Source organism: Rhabdaerophilum sp. (genome assembly GCF_046092605.1).
Lineage (GTDB): Bacteria > Pseudomonadota > Alphaproteobacteria > Rhizobiales > Beijerinckiaceae > Rhabdaerophilum.
The window spans coordinates 1-20092 of record NZ_JBJTDY010000025.1; the positions used below are offsets into that span (position 1 = coordinate 1).

The following is a 20092-nucleotide window of genomic DNA, read 5'->3' on the forward strand; positions in this document are numbered from 1 at the left end:
GGCGACAGCATCACGGACCTTGAAACCGCGCGCAATCTCGGGGTGCCGACCATCGGCGTCAGCTTCGGATACACCAATGTCCCCATGGCGGAACTCGCGCCCGACCGGCTGATCCACCATTTCAATGCGCTGAACGAGGCCGTGGACAGCCTGCTGTCCTGATCACTAGGCGCAAGCGAGGTGACGAACGCTCTCACCCTTGGCGCGCTCCTGAGCCACATGGCGGCGCTGTTCGGGGGTTAGCTTGAACTTCGGCCCCATCTTCACGCCTCGGGCCTTGGCGCGGGTGCGGCCTTCTCCTGTGCGGGCGCGGATAAGCTCACGCTCGAACTCGGCCAGCCCACCCAACACGGTCAGCATCAAACGGCCATGCGGGGTGACGGTGTGGGCCCATGCGTCGGCTATCGAGCGGAATCCGGCTCCGGCCTTGGCGATGGTGTCGAGGGTATTGAGTACGTCACGGGTAGAACGTGCCAGACGGTCGAGGCGGGTGACAAGCACCACGTCACCCGCATTCAGGGCCTTGAGTGCTTTCGCCAGCTCGCTGCGGTCGGCCTTGGCTCCGCTGGCTGTTTCCTGAAACACCTTTTCGGCACCAGCAGCCAGTAATGCGGCGCGCTGGGCGTCGAGGGTTTGCCCGTCTATCGATACGCGCGCAAAGCCGCAAATCATGAACACATTATGAGACTATATTGTGAGACGAGCAAGCCCTTGATGCACAAGGGTTGGGCAGACGTCTCATAATTCTTCTTTCCTGCAACGGCCTTCGGGAAGCGCGCTATTCGCCTTCATCCTCGAACAGACGGTTCACATCCTGCCCACGTCCGAGAATACCGTGAATCACAACCCGCTCGGCCTCAACTATGAAGGCAATGGTGGCCTGACGGCGAACGCCATCACTCCCAAGCCCAGTCGCGAGCTGGTATATTGCGGATATTCTGCTCGGTGCGCCACCGCCCGACAATGGCCCGCCGGGGCGCATCGCCTTCAAGACCGGCACCTCCTTCGGCTATCGCGATGCTTTCGCGGTTGGATTCGACAGGCGCCACGCCATCGGCGTGTGGGTGGGCCGGGCGGATAACGCGCCGGTCCCGGGCCTTGTCGGCCGGCGCAGTGCGGCGCCGATCCTCTTCGAGGCGTTCCAGCGCGCGGGATTGCAGCCCGGCATTCCACCCCGCCCGCCGGAGGCGATCGTCGCGCGCACCTCGGCCCTGCCACCGCCGCTGCGGCATCTCCGGCAGGATGTTGCCAAGACCATCGCCGCCGCCACGCGGCCGGCCCTTCAGATCGCCTACCCGCCGGATGGCGCGAGACTCGACAGCGACAGCCTGCGGGACGGCACGGAAGCGGCCCTGATGGTGAAGTTGCAGGGCGGTTCGCCGCCCTTCACCCTGCTGCTGAACGGGATTCCTGCCTCAGAAAGCCAGATGCGGCGCTCGATCTCCCTGCCCGCGCCCGGGCGGGGTTTCGCCGAGATCGCCGTGATCGACCGCCTCGGTGAAACACGACGTGTGAGCATCCGCGTGGAATGAGCCGGCAAAGCTTGCATGGCTCCGGCAAATCCGCCTCAATCGCGCGCATGAGAGCGCTCCTCCTCCTCCGCCCCCTGCTGCTCGTCAGCCTGCTGCTGGCGCTCACAAGGCCGGGGTTCGCGCGCGAGGAGGTGGTGGTGATCACATCCTTCCCGGCTTCGCTCTACGAGCCGTTCCGCCGGGCCTTCGAGGCGAGGGAATCGGATTTTCGCCTTCGCATCATGAACCGGAAGACCACTGCGGCCATTGCCATGGTGGCGGGCGGGCGCTTCGAGGCAGATGTGTTCTGGGCCTCGGCACCCGATGCTTTCGAGGTTCTGCGCGAGGCCGGCAAGTTGCTGCCGATTCCAGCCGGCCTGCGCCCGGTCTCACCCCGGATCGGCGGGTTTCCCGTCGATGTGCCGGATGGCATGTTCCGGGGCTTCTCAGTCTCGGGCTACGGCATGATGTGGCATCAGCCGAGCCTCACGCGCGCGGGCCTCGCGCCGCCCAGGGCCATCGCGGACCTCACCGATCCGCGTTATCGCGGGCTCATCGCCATGTCCGCGCCCTCGCGCTCCGGCACGACGCATCTCATGGTCGAGACGGTGCTGCAGCTTTATGGCTGGCGGAAAGGCTGGGAGATCTGGCAGCGTCTCGCCGGCAATCTCGCGACGGTGACGGCCCGCTCCTTCTCCGTGCCGAGCGGCGTGGCGCAGGGGCGTTTCGCTGTTGGCCTGTCGATTGATTTTCTGGGCCGTTCGGGCACGGATGATCTCGGTTTCGCCTATCCGGCCGAGAATGTGTTCCTTCCGGCCAGCATCGCCGTGCTCTCCACCGCGCGAAACCCTGAGGGCGCGCGGCGTTTCGCGGCTTTCGTGCTCTCCGAGGCGGGGCAGAGGCTGCTCACCGAGCCGCGCATCAACCGGCACCCGGTCGCGGCGGGCATGGCGGCGCCCGATCGCGAGGACCTTTTCGCGCTGGCGGAAGCCGGTCAGTCCGGCTTCGTGTTCGATGCCGCAAAGTCAGGCCGGCGCTACGAACTCGTGAACATCCTGTTCGACGAACTCATCACCGAGCGGATCGTGCGCCTGCAGAAATTCTGGCGCCTCCATGCGGAGATCCGCGAGAAGGCGCATGCCGATGCCGCGCTGGCCCGAGAATGGCAGGCTGTGGGTGATCTCGCCGCGAGCTTGCCGGAAGCACTCGCTGCATTGGAAAATGATCCAGCCTCGACCGAACTGAAGCGTGTGCCACGTGGCGTGCCGCCGCCACCGGTTCAGGCTGCCCTGGTTGAACGCATCCGGCAGGGGGCGGAAGCGAGCCTCGCGACGGCAGAAGCGCGCCTGGAAGCGCTTGCGCGGCGGCTCAACCCGGAGGCGGGGAGCGCACGGCCATGAGCGAGAGCCTGCAGCCGGAAACTCCGCGCGCGCGCCTCGGCATCGGCGGCAGGCTGGGCCTTGCCTTCGGGCTCTCGGCGCTGTTCGCGGTGCTCGCCGGGGTGATTTCGTGGCTCGCCTTCGAGCGCGTCAGCGGCTCGATCCGCGCGATCGGCGAAGGGCAGTTGCCGGTGGTCATCTCGGCGGGGCAACTCGCACAATTGGGCGGTGCGATCACCGCCGGTGCGCCGCTGCTTTCCCGCGCCGAGAGCAGCGCGGAGGTGGAGGAGATCGGCAACCGCCTGCGTGAACGCGCCGGCGCCCTGCGCCAGCTCGTCTCGCGCGAGCGCGCCACGGCACCGGAGGGCATGGGCCGGCTGATCGACGATCTTGAGGAAAACCTCGATGCCATCCGCGCCGAAACCCTCGCCGCCCTCACCATGCGGCGGCAGAACGAGACGCTGCTGCGCGAGGTCCGCAGCCTCCACTCGGATTTCGTGGAGGAAGCCGAGCCACTCGTCGATGATGCGCGCATCATCGTGCAGGGGCAGCTCGTGGAACTCGAAACGAGGGCGCGCGGCGATGCCCGGCAGGTGGCGGAAATCCGCCGTCAGATCCACAAGGCCGAGGCGATTTTGCAGCTCTCCTCGCATGCGAACCTCGCGATCGGCCTCATCAGCCGCATCGCGGCGGTGGACAGCCTCGAACAGCTGACCCTCGACAGTCATTTCCTGGCGGAAGCGGTCGATCTCATCGGCCAGCAGGTGCCGCCACTGGAGGAAGCGCAGGACACCCTCACGCTTCGGCAGATCGTGCAGCGTCTCGTGGAACTCTCCACCGCCGCGAATGGCCTGCCGGCATTGCGACGGCTGGAACTTGCGCAGCAGCGGAAGCTCGCGCTGCTTCTGGCAGAAAACCGCACCTTGGTCGGCGCGTTCGATGGCGAGATCGCCGGGATGGTCTCGCGCGCCTCGCTTCAGGCGGGGGAGACGCGGCGCAGCGCGGAAGCGGCGATCGCACTCGGCCGCAACCTGCTGCTGCTTGTGGGCATTGCCGCCGTGGTGGCCTCGCTGGGCGTGGGGATTTTCTATGTGCGCTCGAACCTCATCCGGCGCATCCGCCACCTCGCGGATGCCGCGCGCATGCTGGGTGACGGGCGCATTCCCCCGCCCATCGAGATTTCGGGACGCGATGAACTGAGCGACATGGCCCGCGCCATGGAAGGATTCCGCCGCGCGCAGAGCGACCTTGTTCAATCCGCGAAGCTCGCGGCCTTGGGGCACCTCTCGGCGGGTATCGCGCATGAACTCAACCAGCCGCTCAACGCCATCCGCTCGCATGCCTACAATGCGAGCCTGCTGCAGGAGCGCGGCGATACGGACGGCGTGAGGCACGCGCTGAAGAAGGTGCAGGACCTGACCGCGCGTGCCGCGCATGTCGTTGGACATCTCCGGCGTTTCGCGCGCAGGCCGGACCTCGCCTTGCGCCCCGTGAACCTCCACGAGGTGGTGGAAGGCGCGGTGCTGATTCTCGCAAGCAGGCTGCGCGAGAGCGACACCCGCCTCGAACGCGATATCCCCGAGGGGTTGATGGTCGAGGCCGAGGATATCCGGCTGGAACAGGTCTTCGTGAACCTCCTCGCCAATGCGCTGGACGCGCTGGCGGGCACGCCGGAGCCGGTGATCACCATCCGCGCCGAGCCGCGCAACAATCTGGTGCGCATCGAGGTGCTGGATAACGGTCCCGGCGTGCCGGAAGCGGTGCGCGCCACGATTTTCGACCCCTTCGTGACCTCGAAACCACCCGGCGAGGGCGTGGGTTTGGGGCTCACGATTTCCTTCAGCATCATCCGCGATTTCGGCGGCGCGCTTCGCCTGCTGCCGGCCGAACGCGGTGCGCATTTCGCGCTGGAACTGCGCGCGGTGCCCGAGAATTGAACCGGAGAAGCCTATGCCGAGCACGATTGTGCTGATCGACGATGACGAGGAAGTGCTGGAGGCGCTCGCCGGAACCTTCCGCCTCGGCGGCTATCCGGTGGAGCCCTGCGCCTCGCTGATGGCCGCGCGCGAGCACCTGAAGCGCGAGGCGGATATCGTGGTCGTCACCGATGTGCGCATGCCCGCGCGGGACGGTTTCGCGGTGCTCGCCGAGGTCAGATCGATCGATCCGGATATTCCGGTCATCCTGATTTCCGGCCATGCCGATGTGCCGATGGCGGTCTCTGCCATGCGGCAGGGTGCGCATGATTTCGTCGAGAAGCCTGCCGACCCGGCCTATGTGCTGGAACTCCTGCGCCGCGCGAGCAGCTTGCGCGGCCTTGTGCTCGATCATCGCCGCATGGCCGGGAACATCCAGAGCCGGGCCATCGAGCAGCGCATCCTCGGGCAATCCGCGGCTATCAGGCGGATGCGCGAGATCGTGCTGGCGCTCGCGGAGGTGGACAGCACCGTGCTGATCCATGGCGAGACGGGCACGGGCAAGGAACTGGTTGCTCGCGCGCTGCATGATCTCGGTCCCCGGGCGCGCGGGCCTTTCGTGGCCATCAATTGCGCGGCGCTTCCCGCGACCTTGATCGAATCCGAGCTTTTCGGCCACGAGCCCGGCGCCTTCACGGGCGCGAAGGACCGACGGATCGGCCGAATCGAGCAGGCACATCAGGGCACGCTTTTCCTCGACGAGATCGAGAGCATGCCCATGGATGCGCAGACAAGGCTGCTGCGTGTGTTGCAGGAAAGGCGGCTGGAACGCCTCGGCGGGGGAAAGGAAATCCCCGTCGATCTCCGGGTGATCGCCGCAACCAAAGCTGATCTCTCCGCCCTCGCCAAAAACGGACAGTTTCGAGAGGATCTGGTCTATCGGCTCGCGGTCCTGCCGATCGAAACGCCTCCCTTGCGCCTGCGCGGCGAGGATGTGCTGCTGCTCTTCCGGCATTTCGTGGCAGAAGCGGCAGCCCGCCTGCGCCGTCCGCTCCCGCCCGAAGGCGATCTCGGGAGCCTTCTCGCGCATGATTGGCCGGGCAATATCCGCGAACTCCGGAATGCCGCTGAGCGCGCGGCGCTTGGCTTCCCGCCCCTCGGCCCCGGCCCGGTGGCGCAGGCCAGCGCCCGCGAGAATGGTGCGAGCCTCGAGGCGCGCATGGCCGCGCATGAGAAGCGCGAACTCATCGCCGCGCTCGCCGAAGGCGGGACCTATGAGGAAATCGCGCGCCGACTCGAGATCACGCGCAAGACGCTCTACCTCAAGCTTCGCGCCCATGGCCTGAGCCGCCCGGAGGAGGCGCAGGAGACCTGATAAGACGCCCCGCGTTACCCGCGCGACCCGCGGAATTCAGGCCCATGGGTAAGAACGGTAACGCACATTTTCCTTCGCGACCGCAAGAAGTCCTTGCATTTCCGCGCCTTTTCCCGCCGCGCCCTCTTGGCATGGCGGGTGCAGCCCCTCGACGTCCGCAGGCATGGAACCGGCGGCAAAAGACCATTCCACGGAAGGGAGAAACACCCATGTTGAACCGTCGCCACTGGCTCCATGCCCTTGCTGCCAGCGTCGTGCTGGTAGGGGCAGGCCCTGCCTTCGCACAGGCGCCGTCGGGCAAGGTGACTGTCGTCACCTCTTTCCCGAAGGACGTGACCGACCCGATCAAGAAAGCCTTCGAGAAGGCCAATCCGGGTCTCACCCTCGAAGTGCAGAACCGCAACACCAATGCGGGCGTGAAATTCGTCGAGGAGACCCGTTCCAACCCGCAGAGCGACCTGTTCTGGGCCTCGGCTCCCGATGCCTTCGAGGTGCTGAAGGGCAAGAAGCTGCTGCAGAAATACGACCTCAAGGTGAAAGGCATTCCGGCGAAGGTCGGCTCCTATCCGATCAACGATCCGGATGGGTTCTATTTCGGCTTCGCGGCCTCGGGCTACGGCATCATGTGGAACGAGCGCTATTTGCGCGCGAACCGCATCCCCGAGCCGAAGGAGTGGTCGGATCTCGCCACGCCCGTCTACCATGACCATGTGTCCATCGCCTCGCCTGCGCGCTCCGGCACGACGCATCTCACGCTCGAGACGATCCTTCAGGGTGAGGGCTGGGAGAAGGGCTGGGCCACCATCAAGGCCATGGCCGGCAACTTCAATACCATTGCCGAACGTTCGTTCGGCGTGCCGGATGCGGTGAATTCCGGCCAGGTCGGCATCGGCATCGTCATCGATTTCTTCGCCTTCTCGGCGCAGGGCGCGGGCTTTCCGGTGAAATTCGTCTATCCCAGCGTGACGACCGTAGTGCCGGCGAATGTCGGCATCATCGCCGGCGCGCCGAACCGGGCGGGTGCGGAAGCCTTCATCGAGTTCCTGCTCTCGCCCACCGGGCAGGAAGTGCTGCTGGAACCCACCATTCGCCGCCTGCCGGTCAACCCCGAGACCTATGCGAAGGCACCTCCGGGCTTCCCCAACCCGTTCAAGGATGCGAACTTCCAGAAGATGCTGCATTTCGACGTGGACAAGTCGGAGCGTCGCACGGCCGTGGTCGATACGCTCTTCGACCAGATGATTACCTTCCAGCTCGCGGATCTCAAGGCCGTGACGAAGCTGATGCACGAGGCCGAGGGCCTGCTTGCGAAGAAAGCCAATCCGCAGGCCAGGGCCGCGCTGGACGAGGCGCGCAAGCTTGTCAGCGCCGTGCCGATCACGGAATCGCAGGCGAGCAGCAACACCGAGATTGTCGGAGCCTTCCGTGGCGGCGCTGATTCCAAAACCCGCCAGGCCGAGTTCGAGCGCCGCTGGGCAGCGTTCTCCAAGGAGAACTACGCCAAGGCAAAAGCCAAGGCTGAGGAAGCTGTGAAACTCGCCCGCTGAGGTTCCCGCACCTCTCCGGACGAGCACCCGGCGGCAACTCCCTTTGTCGCCGGGGCATCTCTCCCAAAATCATTCGAAACATTCTTTGTCTCTCCTGCGCGCGAGGCCCGGTCCCGGGCGCCTGAAGAAAAGTGGACCCACCCATGACGGTCGCAACCGATTTTTCCACTGACAAGGCCGCCCCTGCCGCGCAGCAGGCCGTTGCCACGCCTGGCCAATGGCTGACGATCGGCGCGATTGTCGCCTTCCTCGCGCTGTTCCTGCTCATCCCCGTGGCGATGGTGATCCTCGTCGCCTTCCAGGACCCGAATAGCGGCGCGTTCACGCTCTTGAATTTCGCAGATTTTGCGCGCAACGAGATGTTCCTGCGCTCCTTTGCGAACTCGCTCTATGTCTCGGCGATGTCCGTGGTCTGGGCGACGATCTTCGCGCTGCCGTTGGCCTATTTCACGACACGCTTCGAGTTCCGTGGCGCGGCGATCATCCAGACGCTTGGTGTCATTCCGCTCATCATGCCGCCCTTTGCGGGTGCCGTCGCGATGCAGTTGTTCTTCGGGCGCAACGGCTCGGTGAACCTGCTGCTGGGTGACTGGTTCGGGATCAACATCCCGTTCATGGAGGGGCTGAATGGCGTGATCTTCGTGCAGAGCGTCCACTATTTCCCGTTCATCCTCATCAACCTGACCGCATCCCTGCGCAACATCGACCGCTCGATGGAGGAAGCCGCCCAGAACCTGGGCTGCTCCGGTGGCCGGCTCTTCCGGCGCATCGTGTTTCCGCTCGCCATGCCCGGCTATGTGGCGGGCGCGAGCCTGGTCTTCATCAAGGTCTTCGATGACCTCGCGACACCGCTCCTGCTGAACGTGAAGGACATGCTCGCGCCGCAGGCCTATCTGCGCATCACCTCGATCGGTCTAAAAGACCCGATGGGCTATGTGATCTCGGTCGTTCTGATCGTCTTCTCGGTGCTCTCGCTGTTCATCGCAACCTCGACCATGCGCAACCGCGATTACGCGACCGTGCAGCGAGGCGGTGGCGGCCTTTCAAAGCGGCCCATCGGCGGGCTCGATCTTGTGATGGCCTGGGGCACGATCGGGCTGATCCTCGCGCTGGTGCTGGCCCCGCATCTTGGCCTGCTGCTGCTCTCCTTCTCGACCGTCTGGTCCTTCAGCGTGCTCCCCGACGGCTTTACCACCGCACATTACACCCGCGTGGTGCTGGAAAGCGGCCAATACATCTGGAACACGCTGCTTTATGCCACGATCGCCGGTTTCATCGGCATCATCATCGGAACGGCGATCTCCTACATCGTGCTGCGCACCAAGGTGCCGGGCCGGCAATGGCTGGATTACCTCGCGAGCGCGGCATTGGCCGTGCCCGGCGTGGTGCTCGGCATCGGCTATCTTCGCGCCTATTATGGGGTGAGCCTGCCCTCGGGCCAATCGGTCACGAGCCTCTGGATCATCATCGTGATCGCGCTCGCCGTGCGCCGCCTGCCCTATGCGCTGCGGGCCTGCATGGCGGCGATGCAGCAGATCAGCGTCTCGCTGGAGGAGGCCGCCGAAAATCTCGGTGCGAACAAGGCTTCGACCATTCGCAAGATCATGGTGCCTTTGATGACCGGCGGCATTCTCGCCGGATTCGTCACGAGCTTCGCCACAGCGTCCGTGGAACTCTCCGCGACCATGATGCTGGTGCAGAACACCTCAGACGCCCCCCTCGCCTATGGCCTCTACGTCTTCATGCAATCACCCGCCGGGCGTGGCGCGGGCGCGGCCCTGGGCATCATCGCCGTGCTGATCGTCGGCATCTCCACCTACCTGTCCCAGTTGCTTGCGGAGCGCGACCGCTCCACCAGGGCGGGGCGCTGATTCTTTTCAATTCGGGAGCAATTCTGATGAGCATCACCTCGGATCTCGGCGCGGAAATCCGCCGCAATGCTGCGGGGATCGACGTTGCCGGCGTCAACCTTTCCTATGGCGCGACCCACGTGCTGAAGGACGTCAACTTGCGGATCGAGCCGGGCGAGTTCTTCGCCTTCCTCGGCCCCTCGGGTTGCGGGAAGACGACGCTTCTGCGCCTCATCGCCGGCTTCAACATCGCGCAAACCGGGCGTGTGATGGTGGGCGGACAGGATATTTCGAGCCTCCCGCCGTGGAAGCGCGATGTGGGCATGGTCTTCCAGTCCTACGCGCTCTGGCCGCATATGAGTGTCGCGAAGAACGTTGCCTTCGGTCTCGAGGAGCGGAAACTCCCGAAGGTCGAGATCGCCGCCCGCGTCGATCAGGCGCTCGATCTCGTGAACCTCAAGCACCTCAAGGATCGCCGCCCCTCGCAGCTCTCCGGCGGCCAGCAGCAGCGCGTGGCGCTTGCCCGCACCATCGCGGTGCGGCCGAAGGTTCTGCTGCTCGATGAGCCGCTCTCGAACCTTGATGCGAAGATGCGCGTGCAGGTGCGCCGCGAATTGCGCGATCTGCAGCAGGAACTGGGCATCACCACGATCTTCGTGACGCATGACCAGGAGGAGGCGAACACCATCTGCGACCGCATCGCCGTGATGAACGACGGTGTGGTGCAGCAGGTTGGCACGCCGATGGCGCTTTATGATCGGCCGGCGAACCTCTTCGTCGCGAACTTTCTCGGCACGGCGAACATCCTCGATGGCACCGCCGAAACGGCTGGTGCGGAATTCGCGATTGCTGGCGGCGGCCGGCTGCCCTTCCCGGCGAAGGAGAATGTGCAGCCGGGCGCAAAACTCGTCTTCCGGCCGCAGAATGCGCGCATCGCCCCGCATGATGCGCCGAATTCACCGGGCATGACGCGCCTTGATGGCCGCATCACCCATGTCGAGTTCCTCGGCGCATCCTTGCGCTATGGCGTGGCGATCGGCGCGAATGAGGTGCTTGTCGATGTGCCGCATCAGGCCGGCAATGCGCCGCTGCCAACAGGCGCGCCGATTGCGGTAGACCTCGACCATTCCCGCGCCCTGTTCCTCGCGGCGTGATGCTCGCCCCCTGAAGGTTGAGCATTGTCAGAGGAAAACCGGCTTGTGGCTGGCAAGGAGGGCCGCTGGCCGGGCGGGATCTGTCATGCCGGCATCTTTCGCTCGTTCAAAACGAGCCTCGAGATCATCCGCCTCGCGGCGATCGTGTGTATCCGCTGTTGCCGCGCTCGTCCTGAACGAATTCTCGACCGTAACTCGCCGGCTGCCGCATCCGCTCAGCACAATCGGCAACGACTGAAGGCATACGATCGGGCCTGTTCGGAATCACCATCTTCAACTATATGCTGGCCTTCCCACGCTGACTTCAGCGCCTGAACAGGGCGTGCAATCTGAGCACCGGTCTGTTTTTCGCACAGACACAATCGGAAGGAGCGAATTTGGCCCTGTCCTCGATATCTGCTCTGATCGTGTTTCTTTTGCTGAACTTTGCCGCTGCTTCCAGTGGCGCGTTTTTTCGCCCGGATCTGTGGTATGCGAAACTGCGCAAGCCAAGCTGGACACCTCCCAATTGGGCGTTTCCGATCGTGTGGTCCGTGTTGTTCTGCGCGATCGCTGTCTCAGGCTGGCTTGTTTGGGAGGCTGCCGGGCTGTCGGCTTGGCCAGCCCTTGTCCTTTACGCGCTCCACCTGCTTGTGAATGCGGCGTGGTCATTCCTGTTCTTCGGGTTGAAGCGCCTGGATTGGGCGATGATCGAGGTGATCTGCCTTTGGGCCATGATCGTCATGGTTCTTGTGGCATTTTATCCATTCAGCGCGCTGGCGGCGCTTCTGCTGGTTCCTTATCTGGCATGGGTGACCATTGCTGCTCTGCTGAATTATCGTCTCCTGCAACTGAATGGCCCGCGCGGCTCAACAACGACCTGAACGACAATTGCTCGCCGATGGGGGGGCGCATCAGGCGAAGCGCGCGAGCACAGGCTGGTGGTCGGAGGCCCGGGTTTCGGCATCATAACTGACCATGGCGAGCCGCGGCAGCATGTCGTCCGTCACAAAGACATAGTCGCAGCAATGGGGCGAAGCGTAGCTGGGCTGCTGCACGCAAGCTGACATCGGATGCGGATTTGATCCGTTGAGGTGAATCCAGCCGTCGACAAAGGCAGGCGCGCCGCTCGCGAAAGGCGCCTCAAGGGCATGCTTCATGGGGTCGTCCGGCAGCATGTTGAAATCGCCGCAGAGGATCGCGGAGGCCGGCTGGGCGGTGCCACGATAGGTGTGCGGGCCGTCCTCTCGCGGTGCGGCGGCGCGGGCCGCCGCCTGTTCATGGATCGAGCGGATGGCCCCGATCTGCGGGCGGCGCAGATCGGGGTGCGAATATTCGAGATGGGTGGTCATCACCCGCAACGGTCCGAACGGGCCATCGACGATGACTTCCAGCAATCCGCGCGGCATGTTGCGGTTCTCGCGCGCGCCCCAGGGCAGCGTGTGACGCAGCACCTGGATCACCGGCAGGCGTGTCAGGATCATGTTGCCGAAGCGCTTGGGCCGTCCTTCCGCGTCGCGCGTCTCCAGCGCCACGCCCTCGATGGCCTGGAAGCCCGGAAGCAATTCGGCGAACTTGCGGAACTGGTCGCCCCTCGGGGTTTCATTCAGCTCGGGGAAGTTATCCGCCACTTCCTGCAGGCAAAGCACGTCTAAATCGGCCATGGCGCGTGCATGGTCCACGATGCGCGCCGGATCGAGCACGCCATCCGCGCCGAGGCACCATTGCACGTTCCAGGTGATCAGGTTCATCGGCGGACCCCGATAAGGATGGTTCAGCGAATGCCAGCGCGCATGAAGCTCTGCACGAACTGGCGCTGGAAGAGGAGGAAGGCGATCAGCAACGGGGCGGATGTCATGAGCGTCGCCGCGCAGATCACAGCCCAGTCGACCCCCTGATCGGGCGAGGAGAAAATCTGCAGCCCGACCGTGAGGGGCCGAGACTCCACAGAGTTCGTGATGATCAGCGGCCAGAGGAAATTGTTCCAATGGTAGCTGACCGAGACAAGGCCATAGGCGATGTAGGTGGGGCGGGCGAGCGGCACATAGACCTTCATCAGCACCTGAAGCGGGCTCGCGCCCTCCACGCGCGCGGCATCATCCAGTTCCTTGGGCACGGTCTTGAAGGTCTGGCGCAGGAGGAAGATGCCAAAGGCCGACGCGATATAGGGCAGCGCGATGGCGGGAATGGTATCGACCAGCCCCAGCCGCGTCATGGTGCGGTAATTCTCGACGATCAGCGCGTCGGGCATGATCATGAGCTGCGCGAGGATCAGCGCGAAAGCGACATCCCGCCCCCAGAAATCCTGCCGCGCCAAAGCATAGGCCGCGAGCGTGCCGAGGACGAGCTGGAAGGCAAGGATGAAGGTCACCAGCAAGAAGGTGTTCAGAAAGTACCGCGCGAAGGGTGCTGCCGCCCAGGCCCGCGTGAAGTTGTCGAGGGTCAGCGGAGCGAAAAGTTCAAAGCGCGTGGTGTATTCCGAGGGGTGGATCGCGGCCCACACCGCATAGGCAAGCGGCAACACCCACAGGATCGCGAGCAGGATCGCGCCTGCGGATTCGAGCGTCAGGGCACGCCCACGCGGCGCATAGGGGTCGCGCCTCGCGGGCACCGCTCCGGGTTTGGGGGCTGCGCTCATCGATAATGAATCCGTCGCTCGAGCCAGCCATATTGAACAAAGGCGATGATCGCGAGGATCGCCAGCAGCACGCAGGTCAGCGTCGCGGCATAGCCCGTATCCCAGAAGCTGAAGCCGACCTGGTAGATGTAGAAAAGCAGAAGCGTGGTCGCATTGTCCGGGCCACCCCTCGTCATGACGACGATATGGTCAACCATGCGGAAGGCGTTGATCATGGCATTGATGAGCACGAAAAGCGTCGTCGGCATGAGGAGCGGAAAGAGCACGCGCCGGAAGTAATACCAGCGCGAGGCCCCCTCGATCGCGGCCGCCTCCCCGAGGCTTGGGGAAATCCCCTGCAAGGCGGCAAGGTAGAAGATCATGAAGAAGCCCGCCTCCTTCCAGACCGCCACCACGATGACAGCGAAGAGAGCGGTATCGCCGGAGCCGAGCCAGTTCGTGGCAGAGCCGCCAAAGAACTGCACGACCTGCTCGATCAGCCCGTATTGGGGCGTGAAGAAGAACAGCCAGATATTCGCAACCGCGATCATCGGCAGGATGGTGGGCGTGAAATAGGCCATCCGCACCCAGGCCTGGCCCTTGATCCGGTCATTCACCCAGATCGCCATCAGGATGGCGAGCCCGATCGAGAGCGGAATGGTGCCGACCGCGAACCAGAAATTGTTGACGAGCGCCCGCCAGAAGATCGGATCAGCGATCATCGCCTCGTAATTCTCGAGCCCGATGAACCGGGAAGGCCGACGGGGACGCGGCGTCGAGTAGAAACTGTCGATGATCGACGCCACTGCCGGCCAATGGGTGAACAACGCGAGACAGCTCATGGCCGGCAGCAGAAGCAGCCAGCCATGCACGGTCGCGCGCTGATATGCGGTCATCCGGCGAACCTGATGATCAGCGGTAGGGCCGCAGGATGCGCTCTGCCTCGGCCTGCGCCTCGGCAAGGGCTTGCGCGGGCGGCTTGGTGCCGAGAATCGCGGCCTGCAGGGCGTCGTTGAAGGCCTTGGTCACGCGCTGGTTCTCATGCGTGGAGAACTCCGCGACAGCATGGGGGAGCTGATCGCGCGCCACGAGCGCAGCCGGGAAATCGGCCGCGTAGGCCTTCATCGCGGGGGTCTCATAGGCGGCAGGCGACACTGCGACATAGCCGGTGTCGATGCCCCATTGCGCCGCACGCTCCGGCGTGGTGATCCACCGGATGAAGCGGAAGGCCGCCTCCTGCTGCGCACGGGCAGCCTTCTTGGAAATGTAGAAATTGCCGCCGCCCGTCGGGCTGCCCCGGCGCTTGCCTGCGGGCAGCATGGCCACGCCGAACGGGAAGCGGGCATTGCTTCGCACATTGGTGAGGTTGCCGGTCGTGGTCCACATCATCGCGACCTTGCGCTCGAAAAAGTCACGCGGCGTGGTGCCCCATTCCACGATTCCGGTCGGGTGGACCCTGTGCTTCTGCGCGAGGTCCATCCAGTATTGCAGCGCTTCAAGCACGGCCGGGTTGGTGAAATCGGTGCGGTTGCCCGCGGAATTGGCAAGGATGGCGCCAGCCTGCGTCGAAAGCCCCTGGAACAGCCAGTAGGGGAAGCCCGACGACGGGATCTGGATACCCCATTGCGTGACCGCGCCGGATGCGTCGCGCTTGGTCAGCTTCTGCGCGAATTCGATCTGCTCGGCCCAGTTCTGCGGCGGCTTCTCCGGGTCAAGCCCGGCCTCGCGGAACATCTCCTTGTTCCAGTAGAGCACCACCGTGGAGCGCTGGAAGGGGATACCCCAGGTCTTGCCGCCGGTCTGGCTGTTTTCCATGAAGGCCGGGAAGAAGCTCTTGAGCCACTCGCGATCCGCATCGGTAGAGATGAATTCATCGAAGGGAACGATCGCATCCTCGTCGATCAGCGTGAACATGTCGGTGGAGAGCAGGACCGACGTGACCGGCGGGGTGCCGCTCTTGTGGGCGGTCAGCGCCTTGACGATCGTCTCCTGATAGGTGCCCGCATAGATCGGGCGGACCTTGATGTTCGGGTTCTCTTTCTCGAAATCCGCGGCAAAGCTGTCGATCAGCTTGGTAATCGGACCACCCACCGCCACCGGATAGAAGAACGAAACTTCCGCAGCCTGCGCAATCGCCGGCCCCGCTGCGGCCATGCCGGCCAAGGCCACGCCACCCGCCAGCAATTCGCGCCGGCTCGTCCGCCCATGCTTTGTCATGTCAACCTCCCCTTTCAATGGCCGCCGTTTCTAACGGAGCCGTTTGCTTCATTTCACGACGGGCCGGACAGACGCCGGCCGCTCGATACATCAAACCAGTGGGCGGCCCCCACGGGAACCTGCAGCCCGATGCGCTCGCCCTGCCGCGCGGCGATCTTGCCCGGGCGCCGAGCGATGACGTGCTGCGTGCCGATGCTCGCTTCGACGAGCGTCTCTCCGCCGAGATATTCCACCGCCACGATAACGGCGGGCAGGCCGCCCTCCCCGATATCGAGGTCTTCGGCGCGCACACCGAGCGCTGCGTGCGCGCGCAGGAGGCCATCCGGCGGCGCTGGCCAAGCCTCCTCCGCCCCCGCGAGCCCCGCGAGCGGGGTGACGTTCATGGGCGGCGCGCCGACGAAGCGGGCGACGAAGATGGTCTCTGGCCGTTCATAGAGGTCGGAGGGCGAGCCATCCTGCTCAATCCTCCCCTCGCGCATCAGGATCACCTGATCGGCCATGGTCATGGCCTCGACCTGATCATGCGTGACATAGACCATGGTGATCCCGAGCCGACGCTGGAGATCGCGGATTTCGCGGCGCATCTCGACACGCAGCTGGGCATCGAGATTGGAGAGCGGCTCATCCATCAGGCAGACAGGGGCTCGAGCCACGATCGCGCGGCCCAAAGCCACGCGCTGCTGCTGCCCTCCGGATAATTGCGAGGGCTTGCGCTCCAGCAGCTTTCCGAGGCCGAGGATCGCCGCCGCCTCCTGGAGCCGCTTTTCGCGCTCCGCCTTGTCGAGCGCGCGCACGCGCAAACCAAAGATGATGTTCTCGGCCACGGTCAGATGCGGAAACAGCGCATAGTTCTGGAAAACCATGGCGATCCCCCGGTTCGCCGGTGGAGCATGCGTGACGTCGCGACCGGCGATGTGGATTACACCTTCGCTGGCTTCCTCAAGCCCGGCGATCAAGCGCAGTGTCGTGGATTTGCCGCAGCCGGAGGGCCCGAGCAGCGCGACGAGATGGCCGGGCTCGACACGAAAGCTGATGCCATCGACCGCGCGCGTCTCACCCCATAGCTTGGTGACGCCCCGCAATTCAACGGCCGCCATATGTCCCGCCTCATTCCTGCGGCGCCGACGCCGGTTCCGCTGCTTCCCCGTCGGTCGTTCAGGCGACCGTTTTTCTCTTCAAAGCAGTTTAAAGCGCATTCGCGTGACAGGTTCAAGACATCTACTTTGCCGGTTTACAATCGCGCCGCTCAGGTTCCATCCGGCATGAGGAAGGCGACCCGGATCGCATCAAGCGCCGACCTGCGTCCCTTGCCCTGCTCGATGCGGATCAGCATGCGGTGAAAGCGAGGCGCACCCGCTTCCGAAACGGGTTGACCGGTATGTCGTTCGAGATGCTGTTCATGGAGGGGCATTCGGCGGCATCCGCGCGCCAAATCAGCGACCACATGCAGGAAACCTCCTCACAAGCGCCGATCCCACTGAGAAGGTTCGTGCTTGGACCGCGCGAAGCCGCCGAAGAAACTCGGGCCGGTTCGCGTTTCGCCAGGGCGATGACCGGAAAGCTCGCCAAGAACAGCCGCAAAACCTGAAGATGGAAGCTTGGAAACTTGGAAGCTTGGAAGCTTGGAAGAAGCAGATTCCGGCACCTGTGGCCGTTCAACTGACAAGAAGCTTTTCCAAGCCATCTGTGCCAGCGCTGTGTGTCAGAGCCGAAAATCCGGAAATGGCCAGGAACCTCGCCGAATGGTGGGCGCGACAGGGATTGAACCTGTGACCCTTCGCGTGTGAAGCGAATGCTCTCCCGCTGAGCTACGCGCCCGTCTTTTGGGGGATACGCGAGAAGGACGGCGCCCGTCAAGCGCAGGGTGCGGGGAAGCTTGCCGGCCGTGCAAGACACTCTTGCAGGGGCGTTGACCATCGTCGCAAAAATACAACACAGCCGCTGCGGCTTGCGCGCCATCGGCTTACACGTGCTCACGCTTGCGTGAAGGGACTTGCCTTGTTGACCGTTAGCTCGGCATAGAGCAGCCTTGATGCATCTTTTCCAGTGCCGAATCTTCGGGAGTTGGCCCATGCGCCTCATCCGCTCGCTTGTCCTTGCCGGTCTCGCCGGTCTTGCGACCTTGTCGCATGCCTCTGCCGAAATAGACCCCGTGACCCGCCAGCCGCTCCACCTGGCGGATGATGTCCGTTTCTTTGCCTCGCCCATTCCCCGCCAGGAGGTGGAGTACAAGGGCCGCCACGCGCCGGGCACCATCGTGGTGGATACGAACGAGAAGCGTCTCTACCTCGTGTTGCCGAATGGCCGCGCCATGAAATATGGCGTGGGCGTGGGCCGCCCCGGCTTCTCATGGGCTGGCACAAAGACCGTGACCCGCAAGGCCGAGTGGCCTTCCTGGACGCCTCCCGCCCAGATGCTGCGCCGCCGCCCCGATCTGCCGCGCTTCATGCCGGGTGGCGAGGGCAACCCGATGGGCGCCCGCGCGCTCTATCTTGGCACCTCGCTCTACCGCATCCACGGCTCGAACGAGCCGGAGACGATCGGCCAGGCCGTGTCTTCAGGCTGCATCCGCATGCTCAATTCCGATGTGATCGATCTCTACGAGCGTGTCCGCGTCGGAACCCGCGTGGTCGTTATGCGCTGAGCGCGAGTGCCGCGGCAGGGTTGCAGGGCCGGTCGTTCAGGACCGGCCCTTTTCGTTTCAGACCCTCTTCCTTCAGCGACGAGGCAGGAACTTCGGCTCGCGGCTCAGGGCCTTCTCGGAAAGTTCCGCCTCGTATTCCGCCATGACGGCCTCGCCCTGGCTTGCGAAGTGGCGCAGAAGCGGCCAGCCATAGATGCCGCTGTCATGCATGTCGTCGAAACGGATGCGGATGGCGTAGTTTCCCACGGGCTCGACGCCGAGGATCATCACGTGGATCTTGCCGGGCACGGTCTTGCGCTCGGAGGGCGAATGCCCCTGCACTTCTGCCGAAGGCGATCGCACGCGCAGCAATTCGGCCGAAATTGTTCCAGAATATCCGTCATCGAAGGCGACGAGCAGCGATTTGCGGTTCTGCGCGATGCGCAACTCGGTGGGCCAGGCTGTGTTGTCTGTCATCTCGGAGGCCTTGTGGTTTCAAGCAATCTCGCACTTGGCTTCGGCGAGAGGCGCGACGTCGAGTTAGGGCACAGAAAAGCTCTTGCCAACACATCGCCTCTTGCCAACACATCGCCTCTTGCCAAAGCCGATGGACGCGGCAGTTTATGGACAGACAGGAAGGGAGCGGACTGACCGCAACCCGCCAGAGGATGAGTTCTGGTTCATGACCACGCCCGAGAAATCCCCTGCCCCAGCTTTTGAACTGGTCGATCCATTCGGTCGCGGCATCGAGTATTTGCGCGTTTCGGTGACGGATCGTTGCGATTTCCGCTGTGTCTATTGCATGAGCGAGCATATGAGCTTCCTGCCCAAGCAGGATCTTCTGACGCTGGAGGAACTCGATCGCCTCTGCTCCGCTTTCGTGCGGCGCGGCGTGCGGAAGCTGCGCATCACCGGCGGCGAGCCCCTCGTGCGGCGGGACATCATGACCCTCTTCCGCTCGCTCTCGCGCCATCTCGATTCGGGTGCATTGCAGGAACTCACCCTCACCACGAATGGCTCGCAGCTCCAGCGCTTCGCGCGTGAACTCGCCGAATATGGCGTGAAGCGCATCAATGTCTCGCTCGACACGCTCGATGCCGAGAAATTCCGCGCCATTACCCGCTGGGGCGCGCTCGACAAGGTGCTTGCGGGCATTGATGCCGCCCAGGAGGCCGGCCTCAAGGTGAAGATCAACGCGGTGGCGCTGAAGGATTTCAACGAGGATGAATTCGTGCCCATGATCCGCTGGGCGCATGGGCGCGGCATGGATATCACCTTCATCGAGGTGATGCCGCTGGGCGAGGTCGATGGCCATCGCGCCGATCAATACCTGCCGCTGAGCCAGATGCGCGCGGGCCTGATGGACCACCTCACGCTTGAGGAATCGAGCCACCGCACCGGGGGCCCGGCCCGCTATTTCACCGCGAAGGAAACGGGCGGGCGCATCGGCTTCATCACGCCGCTCACGCATAATTTCTGCGAGAGCTGCAACCGCGTGCGCCTCACCTGCACCGGCACGCTCTTCATGTGCCTCGGCCAGGAAGATGCCGCGGACCTGCGCAAGCCCTTGCGGCAAAGCGAGAGTGATGACGCGCTCATGCGCGCGATCGAGGCGGCGATTTCCCGCAAGCCCAAGGGGCATGATTTCGTGATTGACCGGAAGACGAACATTCCGGCCGTGGGCCGTCACATGAGCATGACCGGCGGCTGATCAGAGGCGATAGGCCATCCGCACGCCGCCCCAATGCTGGCTGCGGATGCGGATGGGCGCATCCACTTCCTTCATCTGCACGACCACGCCATTGCACATATCCCGATTGTAGGTATGGATCAGGGAATCGCAGATGACAAGCTCGGACAGTAGGCAGGCACGATCGTCGTAGATCCGGCGGTTGCGGCAATTCGAGATGTTCCAGGCGCGATC

Annotated in this window: 18 protein-coding genes, 1 tRNA gene and 1 pseudogene; 11 read left to right on the forward strand and 9 right to left on the reverse strand. The window is 64.2% G+C overall.

Annotated features, from left to right (window positions below; genetic code table 11):
• Positions 1-165: 165 nt before the first annotated feature.
• Positions 166-672, reverse strand: a complete 507-nt coding sequence (locus ACKODO_RS02540; protein WP_408981886.1) for a recombinase family protein — start codon at positions 670-672, stop codon at positions 166-168.
• A gap of 392 nt (positions 673-1064) precedes the next feature.
• Here ACKODO_RS02540 and ACKODO_RS02545 point away from each other — a divergent pair, with 392 nt between their 5' ends.
• The 8 genes from ACKODO_RS02545 to ACKODO_RS02580 all read left to right on the forward strand — a co-directional run bounded on the left by ACKODO_RS02545 (position 1065) and on the right by ACKODO_RS02580 (position 11595).
• Positions 1065-1532: a hypothetical protein gene (locus tag ACKODO_RS02545; RefSeq protein ID WP_408981887.1), complete on the forward strand. Its 468-nt coding sequence runs from the start codon at positions 1065-1067 to the stop codon at positions 1530-1532.
• Positions 1533-1579: 47 nt separating this feature from the next.
• Positions 1580-2911 carry an ABC transporter substrate-binding protein gene (locus ACKODO_RS02550; protein ID WP_408981888.1) on the forward strand — a complete coding sequence of 444 codons (1332 nt, stop codon included), beginning with the start codon at positions 1580-1582 and terminating at the stop codon, positions 2909-2911.
• Complete coding sequence (locus ACKODO_RS02555) at positions 2908-4827, forward strand: ATP-binding protein (protein ID WP_408981889.1); 1920 nt, start codon at positions 2908-2910, stop codon at positions 4825-4827. Before ACKODO_RS02550 ends, ACKODO_RS02555 begins: the two co-directional genes overlap by 4 nt.
• A gap of 13 nt (positions 4828-4840) precedes the next feature.
• Positions 4841-6181 (forward strand): sigma-54-dependent transcriptional regulator, encoded by a 1341-nt coding sequence (locus tag ACKODO_RS02560; protein WP_408981890.1) that lies wholly within the window; start codon positions 4841-4843, stop codon positions 6179-6181.
• Positions 6182-6390: 209 nt separating this feature from the next.
• Complete coding sequence (locus ACKODO_RS02565) at positions 6391-7728, forward strand: ABC transporter substrate-binding protein (protein WP_408981891.1); 1338 nt, start codon at positions 6391-6393, stop codon at positions 7726-7728.
• 143 nt (positions 7729-7871) lie between these two features.
• Positions 7872-9599, forward strand: coding sequence for an ABC transporter permease (locus tag ACKODO_RS02570; protein ID WP_408981892.1), 1728 nt, complete (start codon positions 7872-7874; stop codon positions 9597-9599).
• A gap of 26 nt (positions 9600-9625) precedes the next feature.
• Positions 9626-10732 carry an ABC transporter ATP-binding protein gene (locus tag ACKODO_RS02575; RefSeq protein WP_408981893.1) on the forward strand — a complete coding sequence of 369 codons (1107 nt, stop codon included), beginning with the start codon at positions 9626-9628 and terminating at the stop codon, positions 10730-10732.
• A gap of 377 nt (positions 10733-11109) precedes the next feature.
• Positions 11110-11595 (forward strand): TspO/MBR family protein, encoded by a 486-nt coding sequence (locus ACKODO_RS02580; protein ID WP_408981894.1) that lies wholly within the window; start codon positions 11110-11112, stop codon positions 11593-11595.
• A 30-nt stretch (positions 11596-11625) separates the two neighbouring features.
• Here ACKODO_RS02580 and ACKODO_RS02585 read toward each other — a convergent pair whose 3' ends face one another.
• Genes ACKODO_RS02585 through ACKODO_RS02605 form a run of 5 tightly spaced genes read right to left on the reverse strand, consistent with a single transcriptional unit; the run spans position 11626 to position 16642 of the window.
• Positions 11626-12462 (reverse strand): endonuclease/exonuclease/phosphatase family protein, encoded by an 837-nt coding sequence (locus tag ACKODO_RS02585; protein WP_408981895.1) that lies wholly within the window; start codon positions 12460-12462, stop codon positions 11626-11628.
• Positions 12463-12485: 23 nt separating this feature from the next.
• Positions 12486-13349, reverse strand: coding sequence for a carbohydrate ABC transporter permease (locus tag ACKODO_RS02590; RefSeq protein ID WP_408981896.1), 864 nt, complete (start codon positions 13347-13349; stop codon positions 12486-12488).
• The gene (locus ACKODO_RS02595) at positions 13346-14224 is read right to left on the reverse strand and encodes a carbohydrate ABC transporter permease (RefSeq protein ID WP_408981897.1); all 879 of its coding nucleotides are present in this window, start codon (positions 14222-14224) and stop codon (positions 13346-13348) included. The genes ACKODO_RS02590 and ACKODO_RS02595 overlap by 4 nt, the downstream gene beginning before the upstream one ends.
• A gap of 16 nt (positions 14225-14240) precedes the next feature.
• Positions 14241-15545: an ABC transporter substrate-binding protein gene (locus tag ACKODO_RS02600; RefSeq protein ID WP_408981898.1), complete on the reverse strand. Its 1305-nt coding sequence runs from the start codon at positions 15543-15545 to the stop codon at positions 14241-14243.
• Positions 15546-15598: 53 nt separating this feature from the next.
• Positions 15599-16642: an ABC transporter ATP-binding protein gene (locus ACKODO_RS02605; RefSeq protein ID WP_408981899.1), complete on the reverse strand. Its 1044-nt coding sequence runs from the start codon at positions 16640-16642 to the stop codon at positions 15599-15601.
• Between the two features lie 281 nt (positions 16643-16923).
• On the opposite strand from ACKODO_RS02605, the gene ACKODO_RS02610 reads away from it, so the two are divergent.
• Positions 16924-17133, forward strand: a complete 210-nt coding sequence (locus ACKODO_RS02610; protein WP_408981900.1) for a hypothetical protein — start codon at positions 16924-16926, stop codon at positions 17131-17133.
• 155 nt (positions 17134-17288) lie between these two features.
• Here ACKODO_RS02610 and ACKODO_RS02615 read toward each other — a convergent pair.
• Positions 17289-17363: transfer RNA gene (locus ACKODO_RS02615), tRNA-Val, on the reverse strand.
• A gap of 253 nt (positions 17364-17616) precedes the next feature.
• Between ACKODO_RS02615 and ACKODO_RS02620 the strand changes: the two genes are divergently transcribed.
• Entirely contained in the window at positions 17617-18189 is a 573-nt protein-coding gene (locus tag ACKODO_RS02620; protein ID WP_408981901.1) for a L,D-transpeptidase, read from the forward strand.
• A gap of 72 nt (positions 18190-18261) precedes the next feature.
• Here ACKODO_RS02620 and ACKODO_RS02625 read toward each other — a convergent pair whose 3' ends face one another.
• Positions 18262-18645 carry a gamma-butyrobetaine hydroxylase-like domain-containing protein gene (locus tag ACKODO_RS02625; protein ID WP_408981902.1) on the reverse strand — a complete coding sequence of 128 codons (384 nt, stop codon included), beginning with the start codon at positions 18643-18645 and terminating at the stop codon, positions 18262-18264.
• A gap of 205 nt (positions 18646-18850) precedes the next feature.
• Here ACKODO_RS02625 and moaA point away from each other — a divergent pair, with 205 nt between their 5' ends.
• Complete coding sequence (gene moaA / locus ACKODO_RS02630) at positions 18851-19879, forward strand: GTP 3',8-cyclase MoaA (RefSeq protein WP_408981903.1); 1029 nt, start codon at positions 18851-18853, stop codon at positions 19877-19879.
• On the opposite strand, the pseudogene ACKODO_RS02635 reads toward moaA, so the two are convergent.
• A pseudogene (locus ACKODO_RS02635) lies at positions 19880-20092 on the reverse strand (hypothetical protein); the annotation flags it as partial. It lies immediately after the preceding gene.